This window comes from Paenibacillus sp. 01T47 (assembly GCF_056398245.1).
This window is the reverse complement of the sequence record NZ_JBFTPA010000003.1, coordinates 179,800-205,282: the sequence shown is the minus strand read 5'-3', so window position 1 is coordinate 205,282 and position 25,483 is coordinate 179,800. Positions and strand designations below refer to the sequence as shown.

General features: G+C 44.2%; 22 protein-coding genes and 4 riboswitches. Of the genes, 2 read left to right on the top strand and 20 right to left on the bottom strand.

Annotation, left to right across the window (positions count from 1 at the left end; translation table 11 throughout):
- Window positions 1–15: 15 nt before the first annotated feature.
- Complete coding sequence (gene kdpF / locus AC1DOV_RS08330) at window positions 16–93, bottom strand: K(+)-transporting ATPase subunit F (protein WP_430057831.1); 78 nt, start codon at window positions 91–93, stop codon at window positions 16–18.
- Window positions 94–216: 123 nt separating this feature from the next.
- Window positions 217–615: an NAD-binding protein gene (locus AC1DOV_RS08325; protein WP_441957956.1), complete on the bottom strand. Its 399-nt coding sequence runs from the start codon at window positions 613–615 to the stop codon at window positions 217–219.
- Window positions 616–733: 118 nt separating this feature from the next.
- Window positions 734–904: riboswitch (cyclic di-AMP (ydaO/yuaA leader) on the bottom strand.
- 91 nt (window positions 905–995) lie between these two features.
- Window positions 996–1,194: riboswitch (cyclic di-AMP (ydaO/yuaA leader) on the bottom strand.
- Window positions 1,195–1,633: 439 nt separating this feature from the next.
- Here AC1DOV_RS08325 and AC1DOV_RS08320 point away from each other — a divergent pair.
- Both AC1DOV_RS08320 and AC1DOV_RS08315 read left to right on the top strand, forming a co-directional pair.
- On the top strand, window positions 1,634–2,062 hold the full coding sequence (locus tag AC1DOV_RS08320; protein ID WP_477549684.1) for a hypothetical protein: 429 nt from the start codon (window positions 1,634–1,636) through the stop codon (window positions 2,060–2,062).
- 46 nt (window positions 2,063–2,108) lie between these two features.
- Window positions 2,109–2,270, top strand: a riboswitch (cyclic di-AMP (ydaO/yuaA leader).
- A 3-nt stretch (window positions 2,271–2,273) separates the two neighbouring features.
- A complete protein-coding gene (locus AC1DOV_RS08315; protein WP_076267937.1) occupies window positions 2,274–2,699 on the top strand; it encodes a hypothetical protein in 426 nt (141 codons plus the stop codon).
- Between the two features lie 73 nt (window positions 2,700–2,772).
- Here the strand turns inward: AC1DOV_RS08315 and metE are convergent, their stop codons facing one another.
- The 18 genes from metE to AC1DOV_RS08225 form a co-directional block, all read right to left on the bottom strand.
- Complete coding sequence (gene metE / locus AC1DOV_RS08310) at window positions 2,773–5,079, bottom strand: 5-methyltetrahydropteroyltriglutamate--homocysteine S-methyltransferase (RefSeq protein ID WP_477549683.1); 2,307 nt, start codon at window positions 5,077–5,079, stop codon at window positions 2,773–2,775.
- A gap of 149 nt (window positions 5,080–5,228) precedes the next feature.
- Window positions 5,229–5,422: riboswitch (cobalamin riboswitch) on the bottom strand.
- A 144-nt stretch (window positions 5,423–5,566) separates the two neighbouring features.
- Window positions 5,567–6,322, bottom strand: coding sequence for a 2-dehydro-3-deoxy-D-gluconate 5-dehydrogenase KduD (gene kduD / locus AC1DOV_RS08305; RefSeq protein ID WP_339207638.1), 756 nt, complete (start codon window positions 6,320–6,322; stop codon window positions 5,567–5,569).
- A 4-nt stretch (window positions 6,323–6,326) separates the two neighbouring features.
- On the bottom strand, window positions 6,327–7,121 hold the full coding sequence (locus AC1DOV_RS08300) for a DeoR/GlpR family DNA-binding transcription regulator (protein WP_430057569.1): 795 nt from the start codon (window positions 7,119–7,121) through the stop codon (window positions 6,327–6,329).
- Window positions 7,122–7,146: 25 nt separating this feature from the next.
- Window positions 7,147–7,977, bottom strand: a complete 831-nt coding sequence (kduI, locus tag AC1DOV_RS08295; protein WP_076267940.1) for a 5-dehydro-4-deoxy-D-glucuronate isomerase — start codon at window positions 7,975–7,977, stop codon at window positions 7,147–7,149.
- A 226-nt stretch (window positions 7,978–8,203) separates the two neighbouring features.
- On the bottom strand, window positions 8,204–8,812 hold the full coding sequence (locus AC1DOV_RS08290) for a TVP38/TMEM64 family protein (protein ID WP_477549682.1): 609 nt from the start codon (window positions 8,810–8,812) through the stop codon (window positions 8,204–8,206).
- A gap of 76 nt (window positions 8,813–8,888) precedes the next feature.
- The gene (locus tag AC1DOV_RS08285; RefSeq protein WP_441879099.1) at window positions 8,889–9,134 is read right to left on the bottom strand and encodes a winged helix-turn-helix domain-containing protein; all 246 of its coding nucleotides are present in this window, start codon (window positions 9,132–9,134) and stop codon (window positions 8,889–8,891) included.
- A gap of 72 nt (window positions 9,135–9,206) precedes the next feature.
- Window positions 9,207–10,232, bottom strand: coding sequence for a DUF2332 domain-containing protein (locus tag AC1DOV_RS08280; RefSeq protein WP_477549681.1), 1,026 nt, complete (start codon window positions 10,230–10,232; stop codon window positions 9,207–9,209).
- A gap of 129 nt (window positions 10,233–10,361) precedes the next feature.
- Window positions 10,362–11,141: an SDR family oxidoreductase gene (locus AC1DOV_RS08275; RefSeq protein WP_477549680.1), complete on the bottom strand. Its 780-nt coding sequence runs from the start codon at window positions 11,139–11,141 to the stop codon at window positions 10,362–10,364.
- 32 nt (window positions 11,142–11,173) lie between these two features.
- Window positions 11,174–11,659, bottom strand: coding sequence for a hypothetical protein (locus AC1DOV_RS08270; protein WP_477549679.1), 486 nt, complete (start codon window positions 11,657–11,659; stop codon window positions 11,174–11,176).
- A 185-nt stretch (window positions 11,660–11,844) separates the two neighbouring features.
- Window positions 11,845–13,893 carry an alpha-glucuronidase family glycosyl hydrolase gene (locus tag AC1DOV_RS08265; RefSeq protein WP_477549678.1) on the bottom strand — a complete coding sequence of 683 codons (2,049 nt, stop codon included), beginning with the start codon at window positions 13,891–13,893 and terminating at the stop codon, window positions 11,845–11,847.
- A 28-nt stretch (window positions 13,894–13,921) separates the two neighbouring features.
- Complete coding sequence (locus AC1DOV_RS08260) at window positions 13,922–14,941, bottom strand: endo-1,4-beta-xylanase (protein WP_477549677.1); 1,020 nt, start codon at window positions 14,939–14,941, stop codon at window positions 13,922–13,924.
- 18 nt (window positions 14,942–14,959) lie between these two features.
- Window positions 14,960–15,904 (bottom strand): carbohydrate ABC transporter permease, encoded by a 945-nt coding sequence (locus AC1DOV_RS08255; protein WP_339207630.1) that lies wholly within the window; start codon window positions 15,902–15,904, stop codon window positions 14,960–14,962.
- A gap of 15 nt (window positions 15,905–15,919) precedes the next feature.
- A complete protein-coding gene (locus AC1DOV_RS08250) occupies window positions 15,920–16,894 on the bottom strand; it encodes an ABC transporter permease (RefSeq protein ID WP_339207628.1) in 975 nt (324 codons plus the stop codon).
- A gap of 192 nt (window positions 16,895–17,086) precedes the next feature.
- Window positions 17,087–18,796, bottom strand: coding sequence for a type 2 periplasmic-binding domain-containing protein (locus tag AC1DOV_RS08245; RefSeq protein WP_477549676.1), 1,710 nt, complete (start codon window positions 18,794–18,796; stop codon window positions 17,087–17,089).
- 135 nt (window positions 18,797–18,931) lie between these two features.
- Window positions 18,932–20,707: a sensor histidine kinase gene (locus AC1DOV_RS08240; protein ID WP_441879113.1), complete on the bottom strand. Its 1,776-nt coding sequence runs from the start codon at window positions 20,705–20,707 to the stop codon at window positions 18,932–18,934.
- A 47-nt stretch (window positions 20,708–20,754) separates the two neighbouring features.
- Window positions 20,755–22,335: a response regulator gene (locus AC1DOV_RS08235; RefSeq protein WP_441879115.1), complete on the bottom strand. Its 1,581-nt coding sequence runs from the start codon at window positions 22,333–22,335 to the stop codon at window positions 20,755–20,757.
- Window positions 22,336–22,358: 23 nt separating this feature from the next.
- On the bottom strand, window positions 22,359–23,153 hold the full coding sequence (locus tag AC1DOV_RS08230; RefSeq protein WP_441879117.1) for a Nif3-like dinuclear metal center hexameric protein: 795 nt from the start codon (window positions 23,151–23,153) through the stop codon (window positions 22,359–22,361).
- 270 nt (window positions 23,154–23,423) lie between these two features.
- Window positions 23,424–25,397: a glycoside hydrolase family 127 protein gene (locus AC1DOV_RS08225; protein WP_477549675.1), complete on the bottom strand. Its 1,974-nt coding sequence runs from the start codon at window positions 25,395–25,397 to the stop codon at window positions 23,424–23,426.
- Window positions 25,398–25,483 lie beyond the last annotated feature (86 nt).

The window sequence follows — 25,483 nt, the reverse complement described above, 5'->3', positions numbered from 1 at the left end:
GTAAATCCCCCTCTATTAAAACTTCTCCGGATGAATTAACGCATAAATCAGATAAACGAAAACAAATACAGCCACTATCGCTATGACAGTCATTGGCCCTCGCCCCCTGTTTTCTCAATAACACTGGAGCACCAAGTTAAAAATCCGTAAAATAAACCGAAGCTAGCTAACAACGCCCCGAACATATAAAAATCCTGCATGTAAACCCCTCCTGCATTATTTGTTGCTTAATAGAAAACCGACTTCACCGGTATGAGAGAATACGATATGATCCGCTCCGAGCCCCTTGTAAATAGCCCTTGGATTCCACTGCTGTGTAATGACGTAAATCGACTTAGAGGTCCAAGCTCTGCAGCACTGTACAAAGCGGCAGCTAAGCGCCAAGCTGCTCTCGAATATAAATACCTCGCTAATGTTCATCGAAGGAACATTCCAGCTTTGACGATCATTCGAATTGATGTACAAAACATTGCTGATACCCTGCTTGCGAAGCTGTTTTTCTTCCTGTTTGCTATTGGTCAAAACGATAAATTTTAATTGATGAAACTGCAAAGTTCGTATGAATGATTGGCCAGCCTCGTTTAGACCAGCTACAATAATATGCTCTTCCTGCAAACGAATTCTCCTCCATATGGTAAAAAAGGCAACAAAAAAGAAGCCTTGGGATAAGAGGAACTTTTCCCGCGGCTTCTTTGCCCGCAGCAGAATAAGCCGCGGGAAGCACGATGGCTGTTGCCTCTCTCGAGTACACTTACGAGGTTAGCTGTCGGATTCGGGCCTTGAGAGTTGCCCTACGCTTGATCATTTTCAAGCGATTCACCCCATGAAGCGAAGTCGTGATTGCACACGAATCGTTCGTTGGTTCCCCCGTTCCTGCTGCTGCAGGACTCAGCGTTTTCTTACATTTTGTAGCAAATTAAGCTTTTTTGGGCACAAAAAACCACAGAGGTCTATGACACTCTGCGGTCGAAGTTAATCGATCACAAGCTTCATCATTCCTCTCTCGGTCCACGCTTACGAGGTTAGCTGTCGGATTCGGGCGGTGAGAGTCGCCCTACTTTGACCGGTATCCATGGCACCTGTCAAAGATTCACCCCTGCTCTGCGTTTGTTCGACTCTCACATCGAACAGGCGCATCGCGTCATTATTGGTTCCCCCGCTTCCGCTTTCACGGAAACTCAGCGATCAGTAAATCGAAACTTATTTATAAATCCTGTATCGAATATTACTCCTCGCTATAAATACTGTAAAGGCAGTCTGCTACCTAATTTAGCCAATTTCAGCCTTGCAGAGCGATTCGCAACGCTTACATTCATTTCGATCTCTCGATATCTCACTATTTCTCAGTTTTACTCTTGTTTTCAAAAATAGTGTTCAATCCCTTTCCAACGATTTTATGCGTGAATAATCAGATTTCTCTATAATCGAGAATGGAAGAGAATAAACGAGTATTTCGAAGAATAAATATCTTTTTACTGCCATAACGAATGGATTTCTTTTAAAATGGCATCTGGCTGCCTTTTCACGATATACCACAGTTTTACAATATTGCATTTCGGGTTTACCATAGACGGCAAGCCAATATGGCTGAGTATTATCGGTGAATTATTCAAATCGAGGAGAGATCTCATTGATGTCTACACCAGTTGAAGTACCCTTGCCAAGCTTAGAAAATCAATCAGCTGCCTTGTTTGAAATTAAACGAATTCAAATGTTTGTGCTGCCGGCTTCCATGCTTGAATCAAATGGTTACCGTGTTTGCCTAAGGCTCTCCACTGCTAATGGTCATGGCTGGAGTGAGCTGTTTATTAAAAAATCCGAGAAGCCTCGCGACTGGATCAGATGGAGCAGTATGCTGCTAAGGTTCATCGGCACACTTCCTCTTGCGTCTCCTTTTGTTTTTCAAACAGATCCAATGATGAAGGACGAGCGTATATATCATTTGTTTGCAGCCGCTGCTTTGCATATAGAATCCAATCATTACTCTTTTCCAAACTGTGAATATGACCGTGAAGAGCATACTTTATTTAAACAAGCTATCTCCTATGTATCGTTATTTTAAGCGCTTCTGATTTACAGATGCGCTAATGAGAGGTATAATTAAGAGTAAACTATTTACGCTGAATTTTTCGAATGAAAAAGCGGGGGAACCATCGCGATCGATCGAGATCGATTCGCAAGGGGTGAATCCAGGGATTTGTAACCCTGGTAGGGCTTTCTCTCTAGCCCGAATCCGACAGCTAACCTCGTAAGCGAATAAAGGAGAGATGTATATGTTGACAAATTGTGCACGAAATCTGCATCTTTTTACGGAACAGACCCCTTATTTATCTGTCACACGAATCGAGCTATTCGTCATTCCTGCTCTTGCCGTCGATTCTGCAGGCCATCGCGTATGTCTTCGTTTAACAAGCAATCAAGGCTTCGGCTGGAGTGAACTATTTGCCAGCGACACAGAAGAGCTCATTGACTTAGAACGATGGAGCGACCTGCTTCAGTCTTTTATCGGCAGCATTCCTCTACCACCTCTTAACCAGTATCACTATGACAAAACGGATCAGGATGGGCGCGTTCTCGACTTATTCGTCTCCGCCGTCAAGCATGTCCTAGCACAATCCGCCGATGCAGCCCCGTACAGCAACGACCATGAAGAGTCTGTTTTGCGTCAACGTTCCGTCTCCTACATCTCTTTGGATTAATTTCGTTCATAAGAAAAAAAAGGCAGTCCAGAACAGATAACCTAGTTCTGGACTGTCTTATTGTATTTAGGGATTAAACCTTCGCTAATGCAGCACGCTGCTCTCTGACTTGGTAAGTAGCCAGCATCATGTTGCGTAGTGAAGCAACCGTTTCTTCCATTCCGCGTGTTTTCAAGCCGCAGTCCGGATTAATCCAGAAGAGGGTAGGATCGAGCACTTTAATGGCGCGCTCGATCATGCTGACCATTTCTTCCACTGAAGGTACACGCGGGCTGTGAATATCGTAAACGCCTAAGCCGATGCCTTGGTCATAGGTGTTCTCCTCAAAGCTATGAATCAGCTCGCCATGGCTGCGCGAGGTTTCAATGGAGATGACATCTGCATCCAGCGCAAGGATGGAATCGATAATATCATGGAACTCACAATAACACATATGTGTATGAATTTGTGTTGTGTCACGCACAGCTGAAGTCGATAGACGGAACGCATGCACGCCCCATTTTAAATAGGCATCCCAATCACTGCGTTTAAGCGGCAAACCTTCTCGCAAAGCTGGCTCATCAACCTGGATCATCTCTATACCTGCGCTCTCAAGCGCCTTTACTTCCTCTGAGAGTGCAAGCGCAATTTGGTATGCGACCTGCTCGCGTGTGATATCGTTGCGAACAAATGACCAGTTTAAAATCGTAATCGGCCCCGTCAGCATCCCTTTTACCGGACGACTTGTCAGCGACTGCGCATACACGCTTTCGGTTACTGTCATTGGCTCAGTAAATACAACATCGCCATAAATGACCGGCGGCTTTACGCAGCGGGAACCATACGATTGAACCCAACCGGCTTTTGTAAATGCGAACCCATCCAGCTTCTCTCCGAAAAATTCGACCATGTCCGTACGCTCAAATTCACCATGAACGAGGACGTCTATGTTAAGCTCTTCTTGGATTTCAATCCAATTTTTAATTTTATCGTTGATAAAGGAAGCGTAGCCCTGTGAACTGAGCTCGTTTTTTCTCCATTTTTGCCTTGCTTGGCGTACATCCAGCGTTTGCGGGAAGCTGCCGATTGTTGTTGTTGGAAGGAACGGCAAATTCCACTTTTGCTGCTGCAGCTTTTGTCTCTCCGCAAATGGCTTCTGCCTCGTTGAAGGATGCGCCGCTATCGCTGCTGCATCAGCAGCTTGGCGATTGCGGGCAGGAGAAATGGATAAATGATGAATCCGCTCGCCGTTAAGCTTAAGCTCAAGCTTGCGCAGTTCTGAGATGTCCGCCTCATTTACAGTCGCTGTTTCACTTAGCCACACAATTTCATCCAGCTTTTCTTCCGCGAATGCAAGCGCCTCACGCAGCTCTACTGGCAGATTGGTTTCGTTTTTTGCCGTTACCGGCACATGCAGCAGGCTGCATGACGATTGAATGATCGCGCGCTCAGCTGGAATGTATGCCGAAAGCTTTTGCAGCAATTCGAGCTTTTGCTTATAGTCTGAGCGCCAAATGTTGCGTCCGTCTACAAGTCCGATACCGACGAGCTTATCCTTCGGATAACCAAATTGCTCCAGCGACTTCAAGTTTTGCTCCAAACCATGAACGAAATCCAAACCGATCGCTTGTACCGGGAGAGCAACTACAGCTTCATAATGCTCAACCGCCTCAAAATACGTTTGAAGCATTATGTTAAGCGCTGGTGCTGCTTGGTTCAGCCTTGCATAAATCGATTCAACCCATTGCATCTCTTCCTCAGAAATAGAGGTAACAAGGATGGGCTCATCGATTTGCATCCATTGTACGCCTTCTTGCTCAAGCTCCTTAAGCAGCTGAGCATAAAGCGGTATAAACTGCTCAATAAGCTGCGGAAGCTGCTTGGCATCGTAGCCCTTCGACAGCTTGAGGAAGGTGTATAGACCGATAATGACAGGTTTACCTTCAATGCCAAGCTTTTCTTTGGCTTCGCGGTACGCAATCAGCGGACGGTTTTCCGTCAGTACCGGAGCAGCACCCGCAAGTTCTGGCACAATATAGTGATAGTTGGTATTAAACCATTTGGTCATCTCGCAGGCTTGTGCTTCCTGTGTCCCTCTCGCCATTGCGTAGTAGGTCTGTACGGGAACAGGACCTCCATCATAGGAAAAACGATCTGGCACAAGGCCAAACATCGCTGCAGTATCCAGCATTTGATCATACAACGTAAAATCATTAACAGGAATTAGCGAAATTCCTTTATCCTTTTGCAGCTTCAGGTTGTTAAGACGAATACTTTCAAGCGTTTGGAGGAATACCGTTTCGTCCAAATCACCTTTCCAAAAGGCTTCAAGCGCTTTTTTCCATTCCCGATTTTCGCCGATACGCGGATATCCAAGTACACTGTTTTGCAGTTTGCTCACGTTCATATTTCCTCCTAATAAATGTAATTATTATGAAATAAAAGCACAAAAAAGAGCGTCGTTACCTTAAAGAAGCAAAGGTAAAGACGCCCGGCGTTTTAATAAACAGCGGTTCTGTCTTAACACCTCCCTATCTCCCGTAGGTAAAATCAGTGTCGTTCAAATAGGCAGGTCTCCTGGCTCCAGAATCATCATCGTAAGCTTGCCTTCCCAACCGGTTAAGATCAGTGGCGTTAGCGCTTAGACTCCTCTGTTACAGTGGCGGGACCGCGTCGGTTTTGCACCGGACTTCCCTTTTAAGCTCAAGCTATACAGCAAGAGCACCTATTTCCACTTATTTCAGTTGTTGATCGCATTTTTTAGGATCACGAATAACTATACACGCAAAATAATAACCATACAATGGAAATCATTATAATATCAAAAAAAGACTCTCCTCTAAGCAGCCTGCGCTGCAAAAGGAAAGCCTTATTGGTTTTTTATATAATTACCTAACCAGCCAACCGCCATCAACAGCCAAAATATGGCCGTTCATATAATCAGAAGCTGAAGAAGCTAGGAATACCGCTGGTCCAATCAAATCCTGCGATGTACCCCAGCGTCCCGCTGGTATGCGCTGCAAAATTTGAGCACTGCGAACAGGATCCTCGCGAAGCGCTTCGGTGTTGTCTGTACTCATGTAGCCTGGGGCTATGGCATTTACCTGCAAGCCTTTAGCTGCCCATTCGCTAGCAAGCGCTTTGGTAAGACCGGCAACGGCATGTTTGCTGGACGTATAGCCCGGAACATTAATTCCGCCTTGGAAGGTTAACATCGACGCAATGTTAATAATTTTCCCTGAGCCCTGTTCAATCATATGTTTCCCGGCCAGCTGGGAAAGGAGAAATACAGAATTCAAGTTAACATCGAGTACATCCTGCCAGTCCTCGTAGCTATGCTCTGCAGCTGGTGTGCGGCGAATGATACCCGCGTTGTTGACCAAAATATCGATGCGTCCCAGTTCTTCAACTGTACGATCAACAATTCCAGCAAGCTTCGTTCGGTCAGCAATATCGGTCTGAATTGTAATCGCTTTGCGTCCAAGCTCTCTTATCGCTGCTGCCGTTTTGTCAGCAGGCGTTTGGTTCGTGACAAGCGCGATATCCGCACCCGCTCGTGCTAATCCAAGCGCAATCGCTTCCCCAAGCCCGCGCCCTGCACCTGTGACGACAGCTGTTTTACCCGTCAAATCAAACAAACTCATCGGCTCAGCTCCTACCTTTAGTACGCTTCCCATTTTCCGAAAGCGCTGCTTTCATCATTTTTATATTTTGTGACTCATACCTCGCCGCAACGTCCGCATCTATACCTTCGTCTGTGATGATATAGTCAATTTCATGCAAACCGGCAAACGTTATTAGTGCACCCTTATCGAATTTGTTATGATCGGCAAGGCAGTAGACGACCTTGGCATTTTCCATATACAGTTTCTTCAGCTTCGTCAATTCTTCTGTGAATATGGTAAGCCCATATTCCATATGAATGCCGGTTGTGGAAAGAAACAGCTTGTGTACATTCAGTCGTTTAATCCATTCCTGCGATTCTGCGCCGATAAGCAAATTGTTATGCCGGTAGCCCCCGGGAATAACAAGCCTTACTTGGTCCTTCGCAGTCAGCTCCCGAATGATAAGCAGATCGTTCGTAAGCACCGTAACCGGGATGTTGGGCAGACGTTTTGCCATTTCGAGCGTAGTACTGCCAGCATCAAGCGCAATAATATCATTAGGCTCGATGCATGAAAGAGCAAGCTCCGCAATCGCCGCCTTCTCCCGCTGATGCTTGCTGTTTGGGAATTGCAGCGGATAAAGGCTGTCTTCGCCTCTATGCTGGGGCACAGCTCCGCCATGAGTCCGTTTCAGCAATCCCTTCTCTTCCAGCTTCTCTAAATCTTCACGAACTGTTTTCTCCGTGACTTGAAACAGCTCGCTTAGCTCGGAAACTTTAACCGCGCCAAGCTGCTCCAATTTATCTATAATCTTACGATGCCGTTCGGCAGCAAGCATAGTGCACCCCCTGTAGCGAATGTTTCTATTTTAGCTCGCTTGCAGGTACGGCGTCCATATCTGTAAATGTGTAGTTCTCTCCAGCCATCGACCAGCAGAATGTATAATTGCTTGTGCCCACTCCTGAGTGGATCGACCATGGCGGTGAAAGAATCGCTTGGTCATTGGCAACAACAAGATGTCTCGTCTGCGAAGGCTCGCCCATCATATGGAATACGCGAGCATCATCATTCATGTCGAAGTACAAGTATGCTTCCATGCGGCGGTCATGGACATGAGAAGGCATCGTATTCCAGACGCTTCCCGTTTTCAAGCTCGTTACACCAAGCATAAGCTGGCAGCTTTGGATGCCGTCTGCGTGGATATATTTATAAAGAATACGTTCATTGGAAGTCTCCTGCGAACCAAGATGAGTCGGATTCGCTTCCTCCATCGTCATCTTGCGTGTTGCAATTTCAGCATGCGCAAGCGCGGAACAGAAATAAAGCTTCGCAGGGTTTGCTTTATCTACACTTGACAGCAGCACCTGACGTTTGCCCTTGCCAACATAAAGCACGTCGAGCTTATTCAGCTCGTATACTTCCCCATCAACGGAAATCGAAGCAGGTCCGCCAATATTCAAGAAACCAACCTCGCGGCGTTCCAAGAAATATTCGGTTTTTAGCGTTGCAGCATCCTCCAGCTCAAGCGTCTCGTTCACAGGCAATGCTCCGCCTACAACCATTCTGTCATAATGCGTATATGTCATTTTTAATTGATCTTGCTCAAACAAGCTTTCGATCAAAAACTCGCTGCGCAGACGTTCCGTATCATATTGCTTCACATCAGTAGGATTCGTAGTATGGCGTACTTCCATTGGATAAAAGCCTCCTAAAAGTTATTTGCGTTAGACTCGCCTCGCAAGCTACGCTAATGTTTGTTATTGTTCGTTTCTATAATAACACACATTTACGAACATAAAAAGAACATTTTAAACATTTTGGATTAGCATGAACATTTTATTTTCGAGAAGATTGTACAACAAAAAAACGACCTCCGCGCGCATCATTTGCGAAGAGGCCGTCTGTTGTTTTAGAGGAAACCTACTGAAGCTTCCACCTTCGATAAACATAAAGAGATACCGCCATAAACATGCCGTATACTAAGACGGTAACAAATACGTTTCTTGGGTCCGTCATAAGCGTGTCACCGATCGTGGCGAACAACAGCATCGCTGGAATTTTACCAATCGATGAGGCGATCGCATAAACGGTAAAGGAAACACGGCTTAGCGCCGAGTACATATTAACTGCAATGGATGGAATGAACGGAATGAGCCGAGCAAACATAATCGTCAGAAAAGCATTCTGCTCAAACATCACCGTTAGTTTTCCGATGCTTGGATAACGGTAGAGAAATTTCTTCCCCCACTCTTGATAGCCATAGCGGATAAACAGAAACATCACAATGGATGCTGCCACTGAGCCCGTCCAAGTCACTGCCGCGCCTAACACTGGGCCAAGAGCAGCACCAATGAGCCCGCCGATTACGGGATACGGGATGACAGGAAATAGTGCGACGAGCGTTGCCATAATGACGACGAGCGGCACGTTATCCGCTTGTTGAAACCACGTCAAAATCACATCGCCATAACGATAAATAAGAAAAGCAATACTGGCATACAAAGCAGCTAAACCTGTTTTTTTGAGCATTGTTGTACCCCTGAATAAAAGATATCTCCAGCTTATCATTATTGAAGATAAATACGAGCAATGCATTGTGTCAAATTTAAGTTTTGGAATGACAACGAAGTGTTCGGGATATTTTCAACTTGCGCCGCAGCCGGTAAATGTGATCATCTACCGTACGATCTACCGGCGCCTCCATTGGCCAGACGTTGTCTAGCAGCTGTTCGCGCGACAGCGTTTGCCCTGCATGGCTGTGCATGAAATGCAGCAGCGCATATTCCTTCGGAAGCAGTACAATCTTTTGTGCTTTCCATGCAACGGTGTAAGCACCCGCATCCCATTCCATAAATCTCTCGACCTCTATCCCTGCGCGCTGAAATTATGCTCTTTCGTTAAATCCACAATGAACGAGGTAGGATCAAAGCATCCACCGAAACCAACGGCCATGACCATCTGTTTCCGCTAACGTTTCCGTTTGCTCCTTGCCCTCCAAATAATAATCAAGATGAAGATTTGGGTCCCACATATTATTGTAGAGGTGAAATATATCTCTTTGTTGCCCTATTCTCCTAATGCTGTCTGTTAATTCAACTTTGTCGTCATGAGTCATTTGGTTGGCTACATGGGTGTGAAACACACCAATAACACAATCCTCCGTTATTTTAGCAACCATTTCAGCAAGTCGTTTCACGCCATTCCCCTGAAACAACTCCATCTGCTGCCCTTTTAATAAAGAAGCTGCTTTGTCAAAATTCACAGTCCGCTCATTATGCTCAGGCCATATCAACGACTTTAACCAAAGATAATCGTCTTCCTCTTCCAGATTATTAACGTGCAAATCTATTCCTATCCTTGCAATCACTGGCGGACTTTGTTTTAGGAGATGCGGAATAACATCTCCACGAACTTCCGAGTGCAGTACCAGTTCAGCATCTATATTTCCATAGGTTTCACTATTGTTATATTGATAACTATACTTATCCCAAAAAAGCTGCAGCCCCGCACTTGTTCCGATTTCAATGATGGCCAATGGTTTTTTCGTTTTTTGATACATGTAACAAAATGCAGGATACAAGTAAGCACAGCGTCTAACCTCATTCGTTTGTACAAGCTTGCTTTGGAGCAGTTGAACAATTTCGTTTTTATGCTGAAGGCAAAAGTGTTTAAAAAAAGGGAATGCCTCCGCCGCATCTCTCGGATCGTTAACTAAGCTGCCATAAAACTTTTGCAGTTCGTGGCTGGTCTCTTTGCGCAGCAAGTACTGAACCGCAGCAAAAAAAAGATTGGGTACTGGCTGGCCTTCTCTGCAATAAGAAGCCATCTGAAGCATTTCATCATCGTCTGCAATGGCTAATGATAGCTGTTCATATAAACAGCTTGAGCCTTTGCATTCCCTCGTCGCGAACACCATAAATTGCTCAGTCAAAATAGGTTTGTTCAACAATGCCATCCCTCCATTTTCCCACTTAACGGCATTGTATCATGGCTATCGATAAATTATATTTCAATGATTTTATAAACTATATAGATTTCTTTTATCACTTGTACGTAGGATGATAAAGGACAAAATCAGCTATTTACCTAAAAAACCGCCTTCAGATTTTATAACTTGCCCGGTTATCCACTGTGATTCGTCACTCGCCAAGAAGCTGATTGCTTTAGCTGCATCCTCCGGCAAACCGATGCGTCCCATAGGGAACATTGGCAAAAAGCCAGCCTTCATCTGCTCATCCATCCAGCCAGAATCGGTGGGACCTGGATCAAATCCATTTACTGTAATTTGAAGCGGAGCCAACCCTACAGATAGCGGCTCGATAAGCCCAATCAATGCGCCTTTTGTTGCAATGTAAGCCAAATTATTAGGATCGGGCCCTTTTGAAACCATAAAAATAATTCTGCCCGATGTCCCTTTAATTTGGTTTTTCTCAAATCTGCTCGCAAACTCTGTGCTTAACAATATCGGCCCGCGGTTATTCACAGCATAATGTTGGTCCAATATATTTATATCCAAGCTTTTATAATTGGAAGGTACGCAATAGGTGGCGTTGTTAATTAAAATCGTCGCGTGGCCTAACGACCTTTCTACTTGTTCCATTATAAGGGCAGGAGTTTCCACATCGGCAAAATCCGCTTCCATATGACTTGCCCTCACGCCTAAGTCTTCTAGTTCCTTACGCAGCTGCTCAGGCCAATCCTTCTCTCCCCCATTGCCTTCCGTTTCATCAAAGGCATGCCAATGCGTAAAGAAAATGTCTGCTCCTAAGCGTGCAAGCGAACGGCAAATCGCTGTTCCAATTCTCGTGGATCTGCTCGCTCCTGTAACTATCGCTATCTTATTTTTAAATGAGATCATTCGCAATTCCTCCATATTCGTTTGTCCTAAACTTATAATCTATCTATTAGATTTAATACATGTTGTTTAATTTGTTTCTTCTCATCGTCTGATAGGGCACTGGATCGAAAATTTTGTAAATTGTCATCAGGTATGATAATGGTTGATGGCTCCTGAAGCTCTTTTTTTCGATTATCTCCATCTTCAGACATCGTGATATGAGACTTGCTGGATTTCGTATGTACGATTTCTGATTTAACATAATTTCCATCCAGATCATAATAATCCACGACCATTTTGATGTCAGAGCTTAAATAATTTTTATTTTCTGCAAAAGCAGTAATAGAGTTCACCTTCTTAAAGCCTGTTTGTTCATAAAAGCCATCTTTGTTTTTCTCTGAAAAAATTTCTATGCTAAATGCCTCGATATGCTCGACTTTAACTGTATTGCTGCAAGCGCTTAACAATACAACAAATGCAGATATTACGCTTAAGTTCATTGCAATAGCTAACCAATCAAATCCTCTCATGACTTTCATAGCTTCACTCCTCATCGCAATTTCCAATAAAATCCCATTACTTTATGATTGCAAAGCTTTCCTCATTTGTAAAGGTTTTATCTATAGACAAAAACAGCCCTCTACCAACGCGGCAGCGGACTGAATATTGTGCTTGTCCTAACAAAAAACGAGGTGGACAAATCTCCACCTCGCATGCAAACCCATTAAAATATTTTCCGACCAGCCGCATCGGCAATGCCCGATTTGCGGTAGAAATACGTATTGATCACGTCGCGCCAATGCTTGGCATGAGCAGCTTGAAAGGTCAAGCGCTCAGCGACATGCGCAAACCTTGCTTCATCGATTTTGCCCGCCAAACCTGCCCAATCCCGCAGCATCTGATCTGCTTCCTCCGCACCCGCAAAATGGGTATCGTAGATATGCTGAATGACCGTCTTGCCAGAATGGAGTACATGGGTATAAGGCACATGATGGAAAAATAACAGCAGCTCGTCTGGACAAGTGTCCAAACTATCATACTGCGAACGGTTTGGTTCATTATACTGTGCGGTATATCCTGTTCCACTCGCCTGCGTCCGGTCAACGCCGATACCGTCACGATCTGCAAAATGGTAGGTTCCCCATCTTGAATACTCGTAGCCATCGACATCCGGACCAAAATGATGGTTGGGCGTGATCATCCAGCCTACGCCAAGCGGTGCCGTATAGCTTTCATATAACAGCCACGACTTCATCAGCATGTCACCGATTGCTAAAGCTATCTCAGCATCATTGCCAAACGTTGCGGCTATCCACTCGTGCGAAATCTCCTCGGCTGTTAAAGCCGGGTTCCACACCAGCCGGCCATATCCGTAAAGATTGGCTTGTGCGAGAATATGCCCTGTCCAGCTCTCTTCATTCCCAATATTGCTCACCGCTGCAATTCCGCTATATTTCATGCCGTACAATGTGCCATCCACCACTCGCTTAACTTCAGTCGATGCACCTTCCGCATAGGTATCGAAATCCATTACCTGCTTCCACTGCGGGACGAGATAGCAAAGATGCTTCTGTTGGCCGGTATATTCTTGAGTGATCTGGAACTCCATCATCTGGTTCGTTTTCTTCATCGCGCCAAACAATGGGGATACGGGCTCGCGAACCTGAAAGTCCATCGGTCCATTCTTAATTTGTAGAATGACATTACTCCGAAAACGACCATCGAGCGGTTTAAAATGGTCAAATGCAGCACGTGCTCGATCGATCTTCCGATCACGCCAATCCTGCATGCAGTCATAAACGAAGCAGCGCCAAATGACGATGCCATCGTGAGCTTCCAGTGCTTCAGCCAGCATATTCGCTCCATCTGCATGGTCACGTCCATAAGCAAATGGCCCCGGCCGATGCTCAGAATCTGCCTTCACGACGAAACCACCGAAGTCAGGAATAAACGCGTAGATCCGTTCAGCCGTTTCCTTCCACCACTGCTGCACACCAGCATCCAGCGGATCTGCAGTGGCCAGACCTCCGGTTTGCAGAGGGGCAGCAAAGTTAACGCTCAGAAACAGCGTAATTCCGTACCTGCGGAAAATGTCTGCAATAACCGCAACAACAGGAAGCTTTTCCTCTGTGATGAACATCGTTTCAATCTCATGAACATTCACATTATTGATAGAAATCGCATTGAGGCCAACGGATGCGAGCATTCTCGCATAATCGTTTATTCGATTAAAATCACTCGTTATTTCTCCGTTTTGATAAAATATAGACTGTCCCGCATACCCTCGCTCTACCGAACCGTCAGCATTATCCCACTGATTAATCATTCGAAGCGACATGGCTGGAGATTGCTCGGCATTCAGTTCTTTCACTGGCTTACCGGCGCCTAATAGACGCAGCAAATGAAACACACCATATAATACGGCTGTATCTGATCCGCCGACAAGAGATAAATTGCCATGGCCTTGCTGAGAGCTGTACCGAATTATATATCCCGCTTTGGACGGCTCCCATCTATCAGAATCCATCAATACGGAGTCCACCATAATATGAAGAAAGCCAGCCGTCGCAGGCTCAGCCCGCTCCTTTACTGCCGGGATTATGCCGATTAAGGCATGAATACCATGCTGCAGCTCTTTGATTGCCGTTTCCAAAACGCCGGTCGCCACGCCGCTAAAGACGATCTGACCAAAAAGAGCCGAATACTCCTTTTTCAAATGCAAATCCTCTATCCGCTGAGGATTCAGCCAAGCCTTGTACGTGTGACTGTCCATTTATTAACGTGCCTCCTTGTAAGCTGGCTCAGAGAGATGAGTGCTGCTTCATGACGCGCCAGAACGAACCTTTTGGCTCATGGTTCTCATCAAATAGCATTGGCCAATTTTTCCGTCCACGTACAGGAAAATCACTGAGCCACGTATAATCATCCGCCGCTCCCCAGAACGTAACCGCATCAATATGATTGCGATATTCCGTCAGCAAATGAGAGACAGCCTCATATCGTTTCTCCTGCAGCTCCAGCATTTCTTCAGTAGGCTTTGCTAAGTCGGTTCGTACATCATCATGGCGGAACATCGATATATCAAGCTCTGTTAATTGCAGTCGTAGGCCAAGTGAAGCGTACTTCTCGATCGCAGCCCGTATTTCATCTAAATGAGGATGATACAAGCTCCAATGCGCTTGAAGGCCAACGCCATGAATCGGGACATCCTGCTCTAGCAGCGATTTAACCAATTGATAGATTTTATCGCGTTTCAGAGGGTTCGACTCATTATAATCATTGTAGAAAAGCTGAGCTTTAGGATCTGCTTCATGTGTGAATTCAAACGCTTTGGCTATATAGTCCACACCGGCGATATCCAGCCATTTGGTTGGACGCAGCATAGCTGCGCCTTCGTCAGAAATGACTTCATTTACGACGTCCCAAGCATAAATATCATCTTTATAACGGCCAACAACGGTATGAATATGCGATTTCAATCGATCCAAAAGCTTCTCGCGGCTAACCGGGCTGCCATCCGCTTCTTCAAACAGCCAATCGGATGTCTGATTATGCCAGACCAGTGTATGCCCTCTCATTTTTTTCCCATGCTCTCTTGCAAATGCGACGATTTTGTCTGCGTCTTCGAACGTATAAGTATCTTCGGAAGGGTGCAAGCTAACAAATTTCATTTCATTCTCAGCAGTCAAGCTGTTAAAATGGGTGGCAATGAGATCGCGAGCCTGAACAATGGTACGCGGATTAACCGCTGCGCCTATATCAAATGAATCTTTAAATGCTTCGTATAACTTAGGAATAGAATTGGCTGAGTTGCTGCTCATCGTATTTCCCCCTGTCTATTAACCTTTCACGCCGCCTACGGTCATACCTTTTACAAAGTACTTCTGTAGAAACGGATATACCATAATGATTGGCAAGGAAGCCACAATCGTCATCGTTGCCCGAACCGCAAGCGGTGTCACCGAATTCCCTCCAGAATTGGCCGCGCCCGAGAATGCATCAGCAGCCGTCTTCGCCGTCAAAGATGCATTGGAGTTCTGAAGAATTTTTTGAAGCTCATACTGCAGCGTACTGAGATCGATATTCGAGGAATTGTACAAGAACACGTCAAACCATTGATTCCACTGATACACGGCTGAGAATAAAGCAACCGTTGCAAGTACAGGTACGCAAAGCGGCAGAACGATGCTGTAGAACATTTTGAAGTCGCCTGCACCATCTATTCTTGCTGATTCCAAAATACTCTCTGGCAGCCCTTCAATAAAGGAACGAATAATGATTAAGTTAAATACGCCGATTAAGCCTGGGAAAATATAGACCCAAAAATTGTTGATCAAGCCTAAATCACGGATTAACAAAAAGTTGGGAATAAGACCGCCATTAAAATACATTGTCAAGATGAACGCAATCGTTACGAATTTCCTAAGAACGTATTCTTGCCTAGTAATCGTGTAAGCGACCATCGCTGAGCAAAAAACGGTAGCAATCGTTCCAATCACCGTTCGAAGGATTGAAATCAGCGTTGCATGGAATATCGTTGCTTCTTTTAGCACATAGGCATAATTGTCCAGCGTCCATATCCTTGGCAGCAAATAAATGCCGCCCTTAATCGAATCCGTCGCATTGTTAAGTGATACGGCGGCCGTATTCAAGAAAGGATATAATGTAACAACCATCAGTAAGGTAAGAAATATATAATTGCAAATATCAAATATGAGATCGCCGCGTGATGAGCGGATGCGGCTTGGTTTGTTTGACACAGCTTCCGATGCCGAATGACTCATGTTGTACCCCTCCCTCTAAAACAGTCTGGACTCGCCCATACGTTTTGCAAGATTGTTCGCTGCGAACAATAAAATAAAGCTGATAATGGTTTTAAACATGCCCGCTGCAATCGATAGCGAGTAGTTGCCTTGCGCAATCCCGTATTTAAGAACAAATATGTCAAGGTTTTCGGAAAAATCGACGTTCATGCCGTTACCCAGCAAATACTGCGGCTCGAAGCCCGATTCCAGCAAATACCCGATATTCATAATGAGCAATACGATAATAACCGGTTTGATACCCGGAAGCGTTACATACCACATCCGTTTAATTCGGCCTGCTCCATCCATCTCTGCTGCTTCATATTGCGCAGGGTCAATCATCGTCATTGCCGCTAGGTAGACGATTGTATTCCAGCCTACATCTTTCCATACAGAGCTTGCTCCAAAAATGGTCCAGAATTGTTCAGGTATACCGAGAAACAATATTTCCTCGCCTTTTTCCACCCATCCGATCCAAAGCAGCATTTGATTAATAATGCCATCTGGAGATAACGTTGTTTGAATAATGCTTGCCGCAACTACCCATGAAATAAAATGGGGCAAATAGCTGACCGTTTGAACAATACGTTTAAAAGCAACCTTCCTGACCTCATTTAACAACAAAGCGAGTGTGATTGCCGTAACGAAGCCGAGAACCAGATTGATTCCGCTCATCGCTACTGTATTCCTTAAGACGCGAAGAAACCTTTCGTCCTCGAATAAAAATTTAAAATGATCAAATCCAACCCATTTCTGCTCACTAAAGCTTTTCGCTGGCTTATAGGCTTGAAAGGCGATCGTCCACCCCCATAGAGGCATATATTTAAAAATAAACAACCACGCTAGAAACGGTACAGACATAAGAACAAGCACGCGCTGCTCAATGAGCTTTTTCGCAAAATTCTTCAGTCCCGACGGCTTCTTAGGCAGCACCAGGTTTGACGATGACATATCGGGCTTATGTTCCATCTTGAATCTCTCCTTCCGGACTGAATGATGCTGGATAGCAAGCAAAAGCGTCTTCGGCGACCTCTGGACGCCGAAGCAGCTTTGACAGAGAAATATAAGTCTTTTATAAGTTAACAAACTTATAAATTCTTATATTTGAAGAAAGGCCGGCATTTTGCATCCGCAAGCCGGCCTTTCACCGATCCTTCTATTTTATTGCTTGGATGCTTCAATCAATTTCTTCACTTCATCTGTTGTCCATTTCTCGTAGGCAGCTGTATCCAGCTTGCCGAATGCATCTGTATATTCTGTCCATACCTTCTCAAAGTCAGCTGGTTTCGCAAGGACAAGCTTAGGGAAGTATTTTTTCGTAAGCTCATCTTTTTTCGTTTCCCAAATTTGCTGCGTGGAGCCTTGCTCCTTCGGAATGCCCCAAGCAGGGTACCATGGACGATCGTCCGGTGCTGCAAACAGTTCGGAATACGTTTTCACGCCATATTTTTCTAGAATAGTCTTGTCTTCATTAGTTAGGCTCATTTGGAATACTTCTGCTTGCATTCCTGGTGATACGGAGTTGCCATCCGGCAGAGACGAGCCATTGTTGTAAAGCGGCCAGTTCCAAGAATAATATTTAAATCCAAATTTTTCGTTGAAAGCTTCATCGATTTTGGCGATTTGTTCCGCTGTACGGTACATTCTTCCATTTTCATTTACTTCGTACGTTTCCCCTTTAATTCCCCATTTCTGAAGAATTTGGTTCTCGTCTGTTAGAAGATTATCCAAGTATTGAACAATGCGCGCTGGGTCCTTCGCACTCACGGTAATACCCATACCGCGGTTTTTAACAAAGCCTGGAGGATCCAGGTATTGATCCTTTTGGCCGTCAAAAGTAACTGGCAGCGGGAAGTATACGAAATCATCCTGTGTTGGATCTTGTTTAGCGGCGTCTTTGAGCGCATTTTGCGCATTAGCAAACTGCCAGCCGTAATCGAAGAAGCCAACCACTTTATGCGAAGTCAATTTAGCTAAATATTGATCAAAATTATCTACGAAGGAAGCTTTATCGAACAAGCCTTCAGCATTGATCTCATTTAGCTTTTGAAGCCAGCGCTTCGTATTTTCATCCGCAGCGTATGTTTTTGCTTCGAAGGTGTTCATATCCACGATGACGTTGCCGTCATTCGGGTAACCTGCCAAATGGTTTGGAGGGTTGGAAGTTGCGAAAAATCTCCAGTCATGTGTCAGTGAAACATAACCAGTCAAATCCTCATCCTTGTGCTTCTCTACGAAATTTTTAATGAGATCCATGTAACCATCAAGCGTTGTTACTTTCGGATAACCTGCTTCTTTTAATACCCTGCGTTGTACCCAGAATGCACCTTGGTTAATGTTCGGATCCGGAATATACTCGCCAACTGTATTAGAGAATGGCAGGAAGTAAATTTTGCCGTCCGCGGCTCTCATTTGATTAAAATACTTGCCATATACCCGTTTAATATTAGGGCCGTATTGCTCAATAAGATCGTCCAGTGCAATAAACGCACCTGCATCTAAAATCTTGTCAATTGCAGCATCCGGAATCATAACATCTGGATAAGCGTTTGATGCGATCATCGTGCCAACCTTTGTGTTCAAATCGCCAACCAAATGCTCGATTTTAAAGTTAACACCCGTTTGATCCTCCAAAATTTTACCAATCGTCGTCTCGTTGCTGTTAATGTCCTTAGCTGCTGCAACACCATTGAAATAAGAAAAAGTAACTTTTTCAACCGGCTTATCTGTTTCTTTCCCTTCACTTGCAGTATTTGCAGGAGTGTTTGTGCTGTTTGTTGGCTTTTCTTCTCCGCCATTGCCGCTGTTCGAGCATGCAGCAGTAAAGATCATAAAGGCAGTCATACAAGTCAATAATATTTTCTTTTTCACTTTCCCCAGCCCCTTTCGAGTGCAACTTTTTTTGTAAGCACTTTCATTATAAGTAATCTAAAATACTTTGTTTACCCAATAAACTATAGTTCAAACTTAAAAAAACATATAGGATAATCGATTTAACGAGCAGCCCTATATCTCAACTGGAACAGCAACCCTTATAAAGGTGCCTTCCCCAGGTTCACTTTTAATTAATAGTTGAAAACGGTCGCCATAAATCAGCTTTAAGCGATAAATAACGTTTTGAACGCCTATTCTCTCGCCTAGCTCTTCGTCGCTTTCCAAATAGCCATAAAACTGTTTGACTTTTTGATCATTCATGCCGATTCCATTATCTCTAATCGAGAAGATTAACGTGTCAGCATCACGCTCAACTTGTACTTGAATGCTCCCCCCTTGCCTTAACGGCTCAATGCCATGGATGCTTGCATTTTCTACAAACGGCAAAAACATCATTTTCGGCACCTTACACTCTTTAGCAGAAGGATCTACGTGAATGTGATAATTCATCCGATCTTCAAAGCGGTATTTCTGAATTTCGAGGAAACACAAAATAAATTCAATTTCTTCACTAACCATAACGCGGTCCTTGCCCCAAGTGAGCGAGGTTCTAAATATTTTCGCCATATTGTGTATGATCTTAGCCGTCTCCATCTCATCCTTGATGAGGCTTCGCATTCGAATCGTTTCCAGCGCGTTAAACAGAAAATGAGGATTGATCTGGCTTTGCAACGCATTCAACTGCGCTTTCCTCCGCTCAAGCTCCAATGTTTTTGTCTGAATATCCGCAATATAAACATCATCAATCAAGCTTTTCACTTGTATCGTCATTCGATTGAATTCACTCGTTAATTGTCCGATTTCATCCAAGGATTCACCCTGCTTAATCGTATCGAAGTTCTGGTTTTTCACTTTTTTCATATGCTGCAAAATGCGAACCAACCGCTCGTGCAGTGAACGTGAAATCCATAATATAATCAGCGTTGGGATGAAAATATTTAAACAGGCCAGCACAAAAACAAATTCTCTGGACTGTCTAACATCCTTAAGCACCTCTTCCTCCGAGATCGTACCGACAATACGCCAATTTTCCAAATAACTCACATAGGAATTAGTGGAAGGAAACTCAATTGAATCCTTAGGGAAAACTAATTCATCAAACGCAAGCGATTTTTTGCTCCAGTCTACCTCGGGGTCAGTCGTATATTCAACCTTACCTTTATCATCAATCAAATAAATGTTGCCTTGCAGGTTTTGGTTTCGAAATATTTGATCAATCGTGCTCGTTTTCAAATCAATTTTCAAAAACTTTTGCCATTTATTTTTCGATTCAAAATAATCCATTTTACTGATAATACTAAATGTATTCCTACTGGTAGAATTATCGTTTTTCAGATAGATATCCTCTTGCTGCGTTCGAATGAAAATAGGGTAAGAATTGTCTCTTTCTTTGAGCAATTTGTACCAGTCAGACTGTTTAATTTCGTCCGATAAATAACCAACGCCACCTGAATGCAGCATCGTCGGATTTTCCACAAAAATTTTGATGTTCTGAATGGAGGCATAAACAGGCGTGTAGCTATTCAAAATTCTTCGGAAATACGTATCATAAGCTTCAACATAAGCTGCCGGCTCTTGATAATCCCTCTCTAAAATTTCATTTAAATTATAATCCGTATAAAATACAGAAGAAATCGTAACCGCGTCCTCGACTTCGGACCGGAATTCGTTGTTAATTTGTTCTACTGCTCGTGAAATATCCTTCATCCGCTGGTTTCTCACATTTTCCGTCGTCACATTATAAAAAATAACGTTGGTTAATACGATGGGAAGAAACACCGAAAAAATATAAAGAATGAGCAGCTTATTTCGTAGACGAACATTATTGAGACTTAGGCTCAGCTTCACGGATATTCTCCTTTTCTTCAAATAACGGATGCTTTAAGCACGAAGGCCTACAAGAGCTTATTTCGATATTCAGTAGGTGTCATATGCTCAATTTTCTCAAATTGCGTGACAAAATAATCTGCATTGCTGAAGCCGACTTTCTCTGCAATCTCATATATGCGCATGGTACGCGATTGTCTCAGCAGCTTTTTGGCCTCGTTCACTCGAAGCTGAAGTAAAAATTCATTAAAATATACACGATATGTCTTCTTAAACAATTGGCCTAAGTAGACGGGATTGACATAAAATAGTGCTGCAATACTCTTTAAACTGATGTTTTGCGAATAATTGACTTCAATATAACTTTTAATTTTTTGAATATCGCTCTTCAACTGTTCCTTCCTAAGCACTGCAATACTTTGTTGACTTTCTTCGATAAATGCAATAAATAGTTTTTTTAGTTCACCAAGCGATAAATGAGAATCATGCCAGCTCAGCAGCGGCCCGAGCGTCTGCAAGGATTGTTCGTCACCCTCCATATTCCGAATGGTTTTCAATATTCCCATCAAGCACAGCTGAATGTTCATCTTCACAGCCTCTGGGGCATACCGTTTCTCCCGGAAATCATGAAACCATTTATCGACGAATACTATCGCAGCATCAAGCTGCAGCTCCTCCATTTGCTCCATAAATTGATTAAAATCAGCTGGATCTAACCCGATATAGTTCAGCTTCTCCGATTGGATTTGATCATAGATAACGATACGACTATCCTCATATACATATTTATATAAAATGGCTTCCTTGGCGGTCTTGTACGATTCACGAATATCTAACAGCCCCTGTACAACAGAACCAGAATAAAGAAACACGCCTTTTCCCAAATGCGCATCAAGCGCATCTCTAAAGGCGATTAAAAATCGTTCAATATCCCCACCCCAATGAGCCAGCAAGTAGCCCGGCAGTAGAATGCCGATACGATTGCGATGCTCATTGAAGCAAATTGGCTGTTCTGCTGAAGTAATACGAACAAGCACTTGCTCTACAAGTTCTTTGAATCGCGCGTAGGAAACCTTCTCTTCATAAGGAAACCAATTATAGTTATCATTCAGTTCAGCAAACAAATAAAATATACGATCTTCTTCCTTCAAATTGAGGCGCTGTTCCCATTCTATTATGGTTGTTTCGCTTGCTTCTCCGAGAATAAGTGATTGAATCATTTCGCCGCCCATGAGCCGATTGTTTCTAACTTGCTCCATTTGTTTGAGCTTAAGTTTGTCATTTAATTTGGTTAAGGTATTGGCGAATTCAATCTCATCAATTGGTTTAACAACAAAGTCATGTACGCCATAACGCATCGCTTGCTGCGCATAATTAAAATCATTGTAGCCGCTTATAATAATAAAGTAGGGCGCAGCTATATTTTCCATCGTGACTAAACGAATCAACTCAAGCCCATCTATAACCGGCATACGAATATCCGTTATGACAAGCTCAGGCTGCACACGCTTGATCAGCTCAAGCGCATCCTCGCCATTGTCAGCCTCCCCTACGATTTGAAAGCCGCAGGTTTCCCAATCGATCAGCTTCATTAAGCCTTTGCGGGTAAATGGTTCATCATCTACCAGAATTGCACGATGTAAATGCATCAAATTCCTCCTCTTATTGGGGGTTAGACCACTTTGAAAACGGGATCTACAGGCAAGAAATGAACAGGAATAGTGGAATATTTATGGCGAAGCCGATCAGCCAGCAGTTTCATACCTGGCTGCTCGCTTTCGGAATGTCCTAGAACAACTAGTGCTTGGTGCCTGCCCAGGTGGACGGCATCCCTTACATACTCTGGCGTCTCCCACTCCGGGCCTTCGCCGTATATGATCAAGTCCAGCTTATAGTTTGCAAATAAAGGAATCGCGTTGTCCCCTCCACCTCTGTAGCCGGCCAATAATCCAATCCGGCTGCAACTTGTGGATAAATCCCCTACTGTACGTACATAACGGATTCCCAGCTTTTTTTTGATATGCTCGATCACTTGCTCGAGCTTCATCGGTTGAACGGCAACGATTGATGCGGCAGGCAAATGCTCCGTCACATAATCATTCCAATCCAAGGCGTGAATAAGCCCCTCCATAATGCCGTCTGGCTCGTAACGATGCCAATAATCGTGAAAGCGATAAATCGCCAATCCTGATTCTTCAATAAATCGGCTTTTAGCCTTATAAATAGGATCATTCACATAAGTAGATTCCTTTGCATCATGGTGACTGAAAAAAGTACCCTCATGCGTAATGATGAGATTAGCCCCTAATTCGACCGATCTCTCCAGCACTTGTTGTGTTGCCATAAAGGCAACGACAATACCTTTAACCTCCGTCTGAGCGTTTCCAAACTTTAACGTATCAACACTGCCTTCTATATGATCAATGGGAGCCTTTAACTGTTCAATCACATTGTGTATTCGGATCATTTTTCATGCCCTCCCCTGTAGGTATAGTATGACATGTCGTTTATTTCATTAGTGTTATAACGCCAATAATAGCATGAAATAAATCGTATTCATGTTTAATTAAATTGTAATTTCAAAAAATAAACTGCACAATGTAAAAAGTATAGTGTCAACCCTATAAACTATATATTTTGCAACACAAAAAAGGCGATTACTTCCGAATTAATCTCGGTAAGCAATCGCCAAATTATTTTGATCATCTCAGTTCAAAAAAGCTGGAATGCAAACGGCCTATAGTCGTTCCTTCACCCATACCGCCATCTCGCCTTTGCCGCGATTCGCCCATGCGTAATAGGGAATAAACGTAACATCCGTCTGCTCAAGAGCTGCGTCTGCGTTGGTGCGGTAAAGCTGAGTGCCCCAATCCTCGAATTGAAGCTTCAGCGCCTGCGCCTTAATGACTTGGATGCCGCCAATCAGATGTTGTTCAAACGTTTCCTCCAGCTTGGCATCCTGCGGCAGAAGCAGCTGCTGAAGCTGCTTTCCGTTGTCCGCTTCCTCTAGGCAATAGACGAGCGGTCCGCGCTGCAGCGCTACCTTTCCAGCATTTTGCTTCACTAGCGGATGGCTTCTTACTCGTAATATAGGCATATCGATTGCAAGCTCCACAACGTCGCCGGACGTCCACTCCCGGTCAATTCGCGCATAGCCGTCCACGATTTGATTCGTAATGGAATAGGCTTCTCCGTTTATGAGTACCGCTGCATTGGAAGACCAGTCTGGTATACGCAGCGCCAAAGTGAATACAGCCGGCTCGCCGAGTGTCACTTCAAAACGTGCTGAACCTGCCCAAGGCATATTGGATTGCTGATGAAGCTTGATTTTTGTATCTCCTAATGAAAGCTCCATTTCTCCGCCGATATACAAATGCGAATAAATGGTATTACCTTTTGTGGAATACAAATATTCGCCAAGCGAGGCAAGCAAGCGAGCAATATTAGGCGGACAGCATGCACAGCCGAACCACTCTTGGCGTACAGGCTTCACATGATTAAAGTTTTTGTTTCTTCCTTCACATACATCCGGCGTTACCTCCAGCGGATTCACGTAGAAGAAATGTCTGCCGTCGCGCGACATGCCTGCAATAACGGTATTGTACAAAGCACGCTCCATAACATCCGCATAGCGGCTGTTAGGCTCGAGCTGAAGCATGCGATGAGCGAAGAATATAAGGCCGATCGATGCGCACGTTTCTGAATATACCGTATCATTTGGCAGATCGTAATCGAATGAAAAAGCTTCGCCCTGCGCCATAGATCCAATACCGCCAGTAATGTACATCTGCTTTGAGGCTATATTGTCCCACAATCTGCGGCATGCCTCAAGCAAAGACTCGTCGCTCGTTTCGCGTGCAACATCCGCCATACCCGCAAGCATATAAACGACACGTACCGCATGGCCAACCGCTGCTTCTTGCTCACGAACAGGCAAATGCGCTTGGAAATAATCCGCTTCGATATGAATTTTATTATTGCTCCAATGGGAAGTTCTGCCCCTGCGGTCAGCCTCTGCTTCGAAGAAGCTGGGCTGCTGGCCACGCTTATCAATAAAGTAGCTGCTCAGCTCCAAATATTTGCGTTCACCCGTTGTCTCATATAATTTCACAAGCGCCAGCTCAATCTCTTGATGACCGTCATATCCTGCGATTTGACCTGGTCCATCACCAAACACGACAGCAATATCATCTGCGATGCGGCATACAATTTCAAGCAGCTTCTTCTTGCCTGTTGCTTTATAGTAAGCTACTCCAGCCTCGATCATATGGCCTGCGGTATAAAGCTCATGGCACTCCGTCAAGTTTGTCCACTTCTTGCCCGGCTCTTTAATCGTATAGAAGGTATTCAAATAACCGTCAGGCTGCTGCGCCTTTTCAATAATGTCGATCATTTCGTCAGCAATTTGCTCTAGACCAGCATCTGGCTTTGTCTCAAGCAAATAAGCGACCGCCTCCAGCCATTTGGCTACATCGGTATCTTGAAATACGAAGCCGTAAAAATCCCCTTTTTCTAAACCTGCCGCAATTTTAAAATTACGAACCGCTCCGCTTCGTTCGGCTCCCTCTACTTGATCATTTATAGCATCCCATTGATAGGGTACAACAACATCCCTAACTAGATTAATATAATAATTCCAAAATGAATCTTGAATATTGATCTGCTTAAGTGATACGGGTTTGGCATGGTCCCTGCTTGCGATTTGCTCCATTTATTAAAACCCCTCTTCCGAAATGAATAACTTCATACTGCTGATCTCTATTTTATGGGTTAAAATAAAACTTAAATACAAACGAA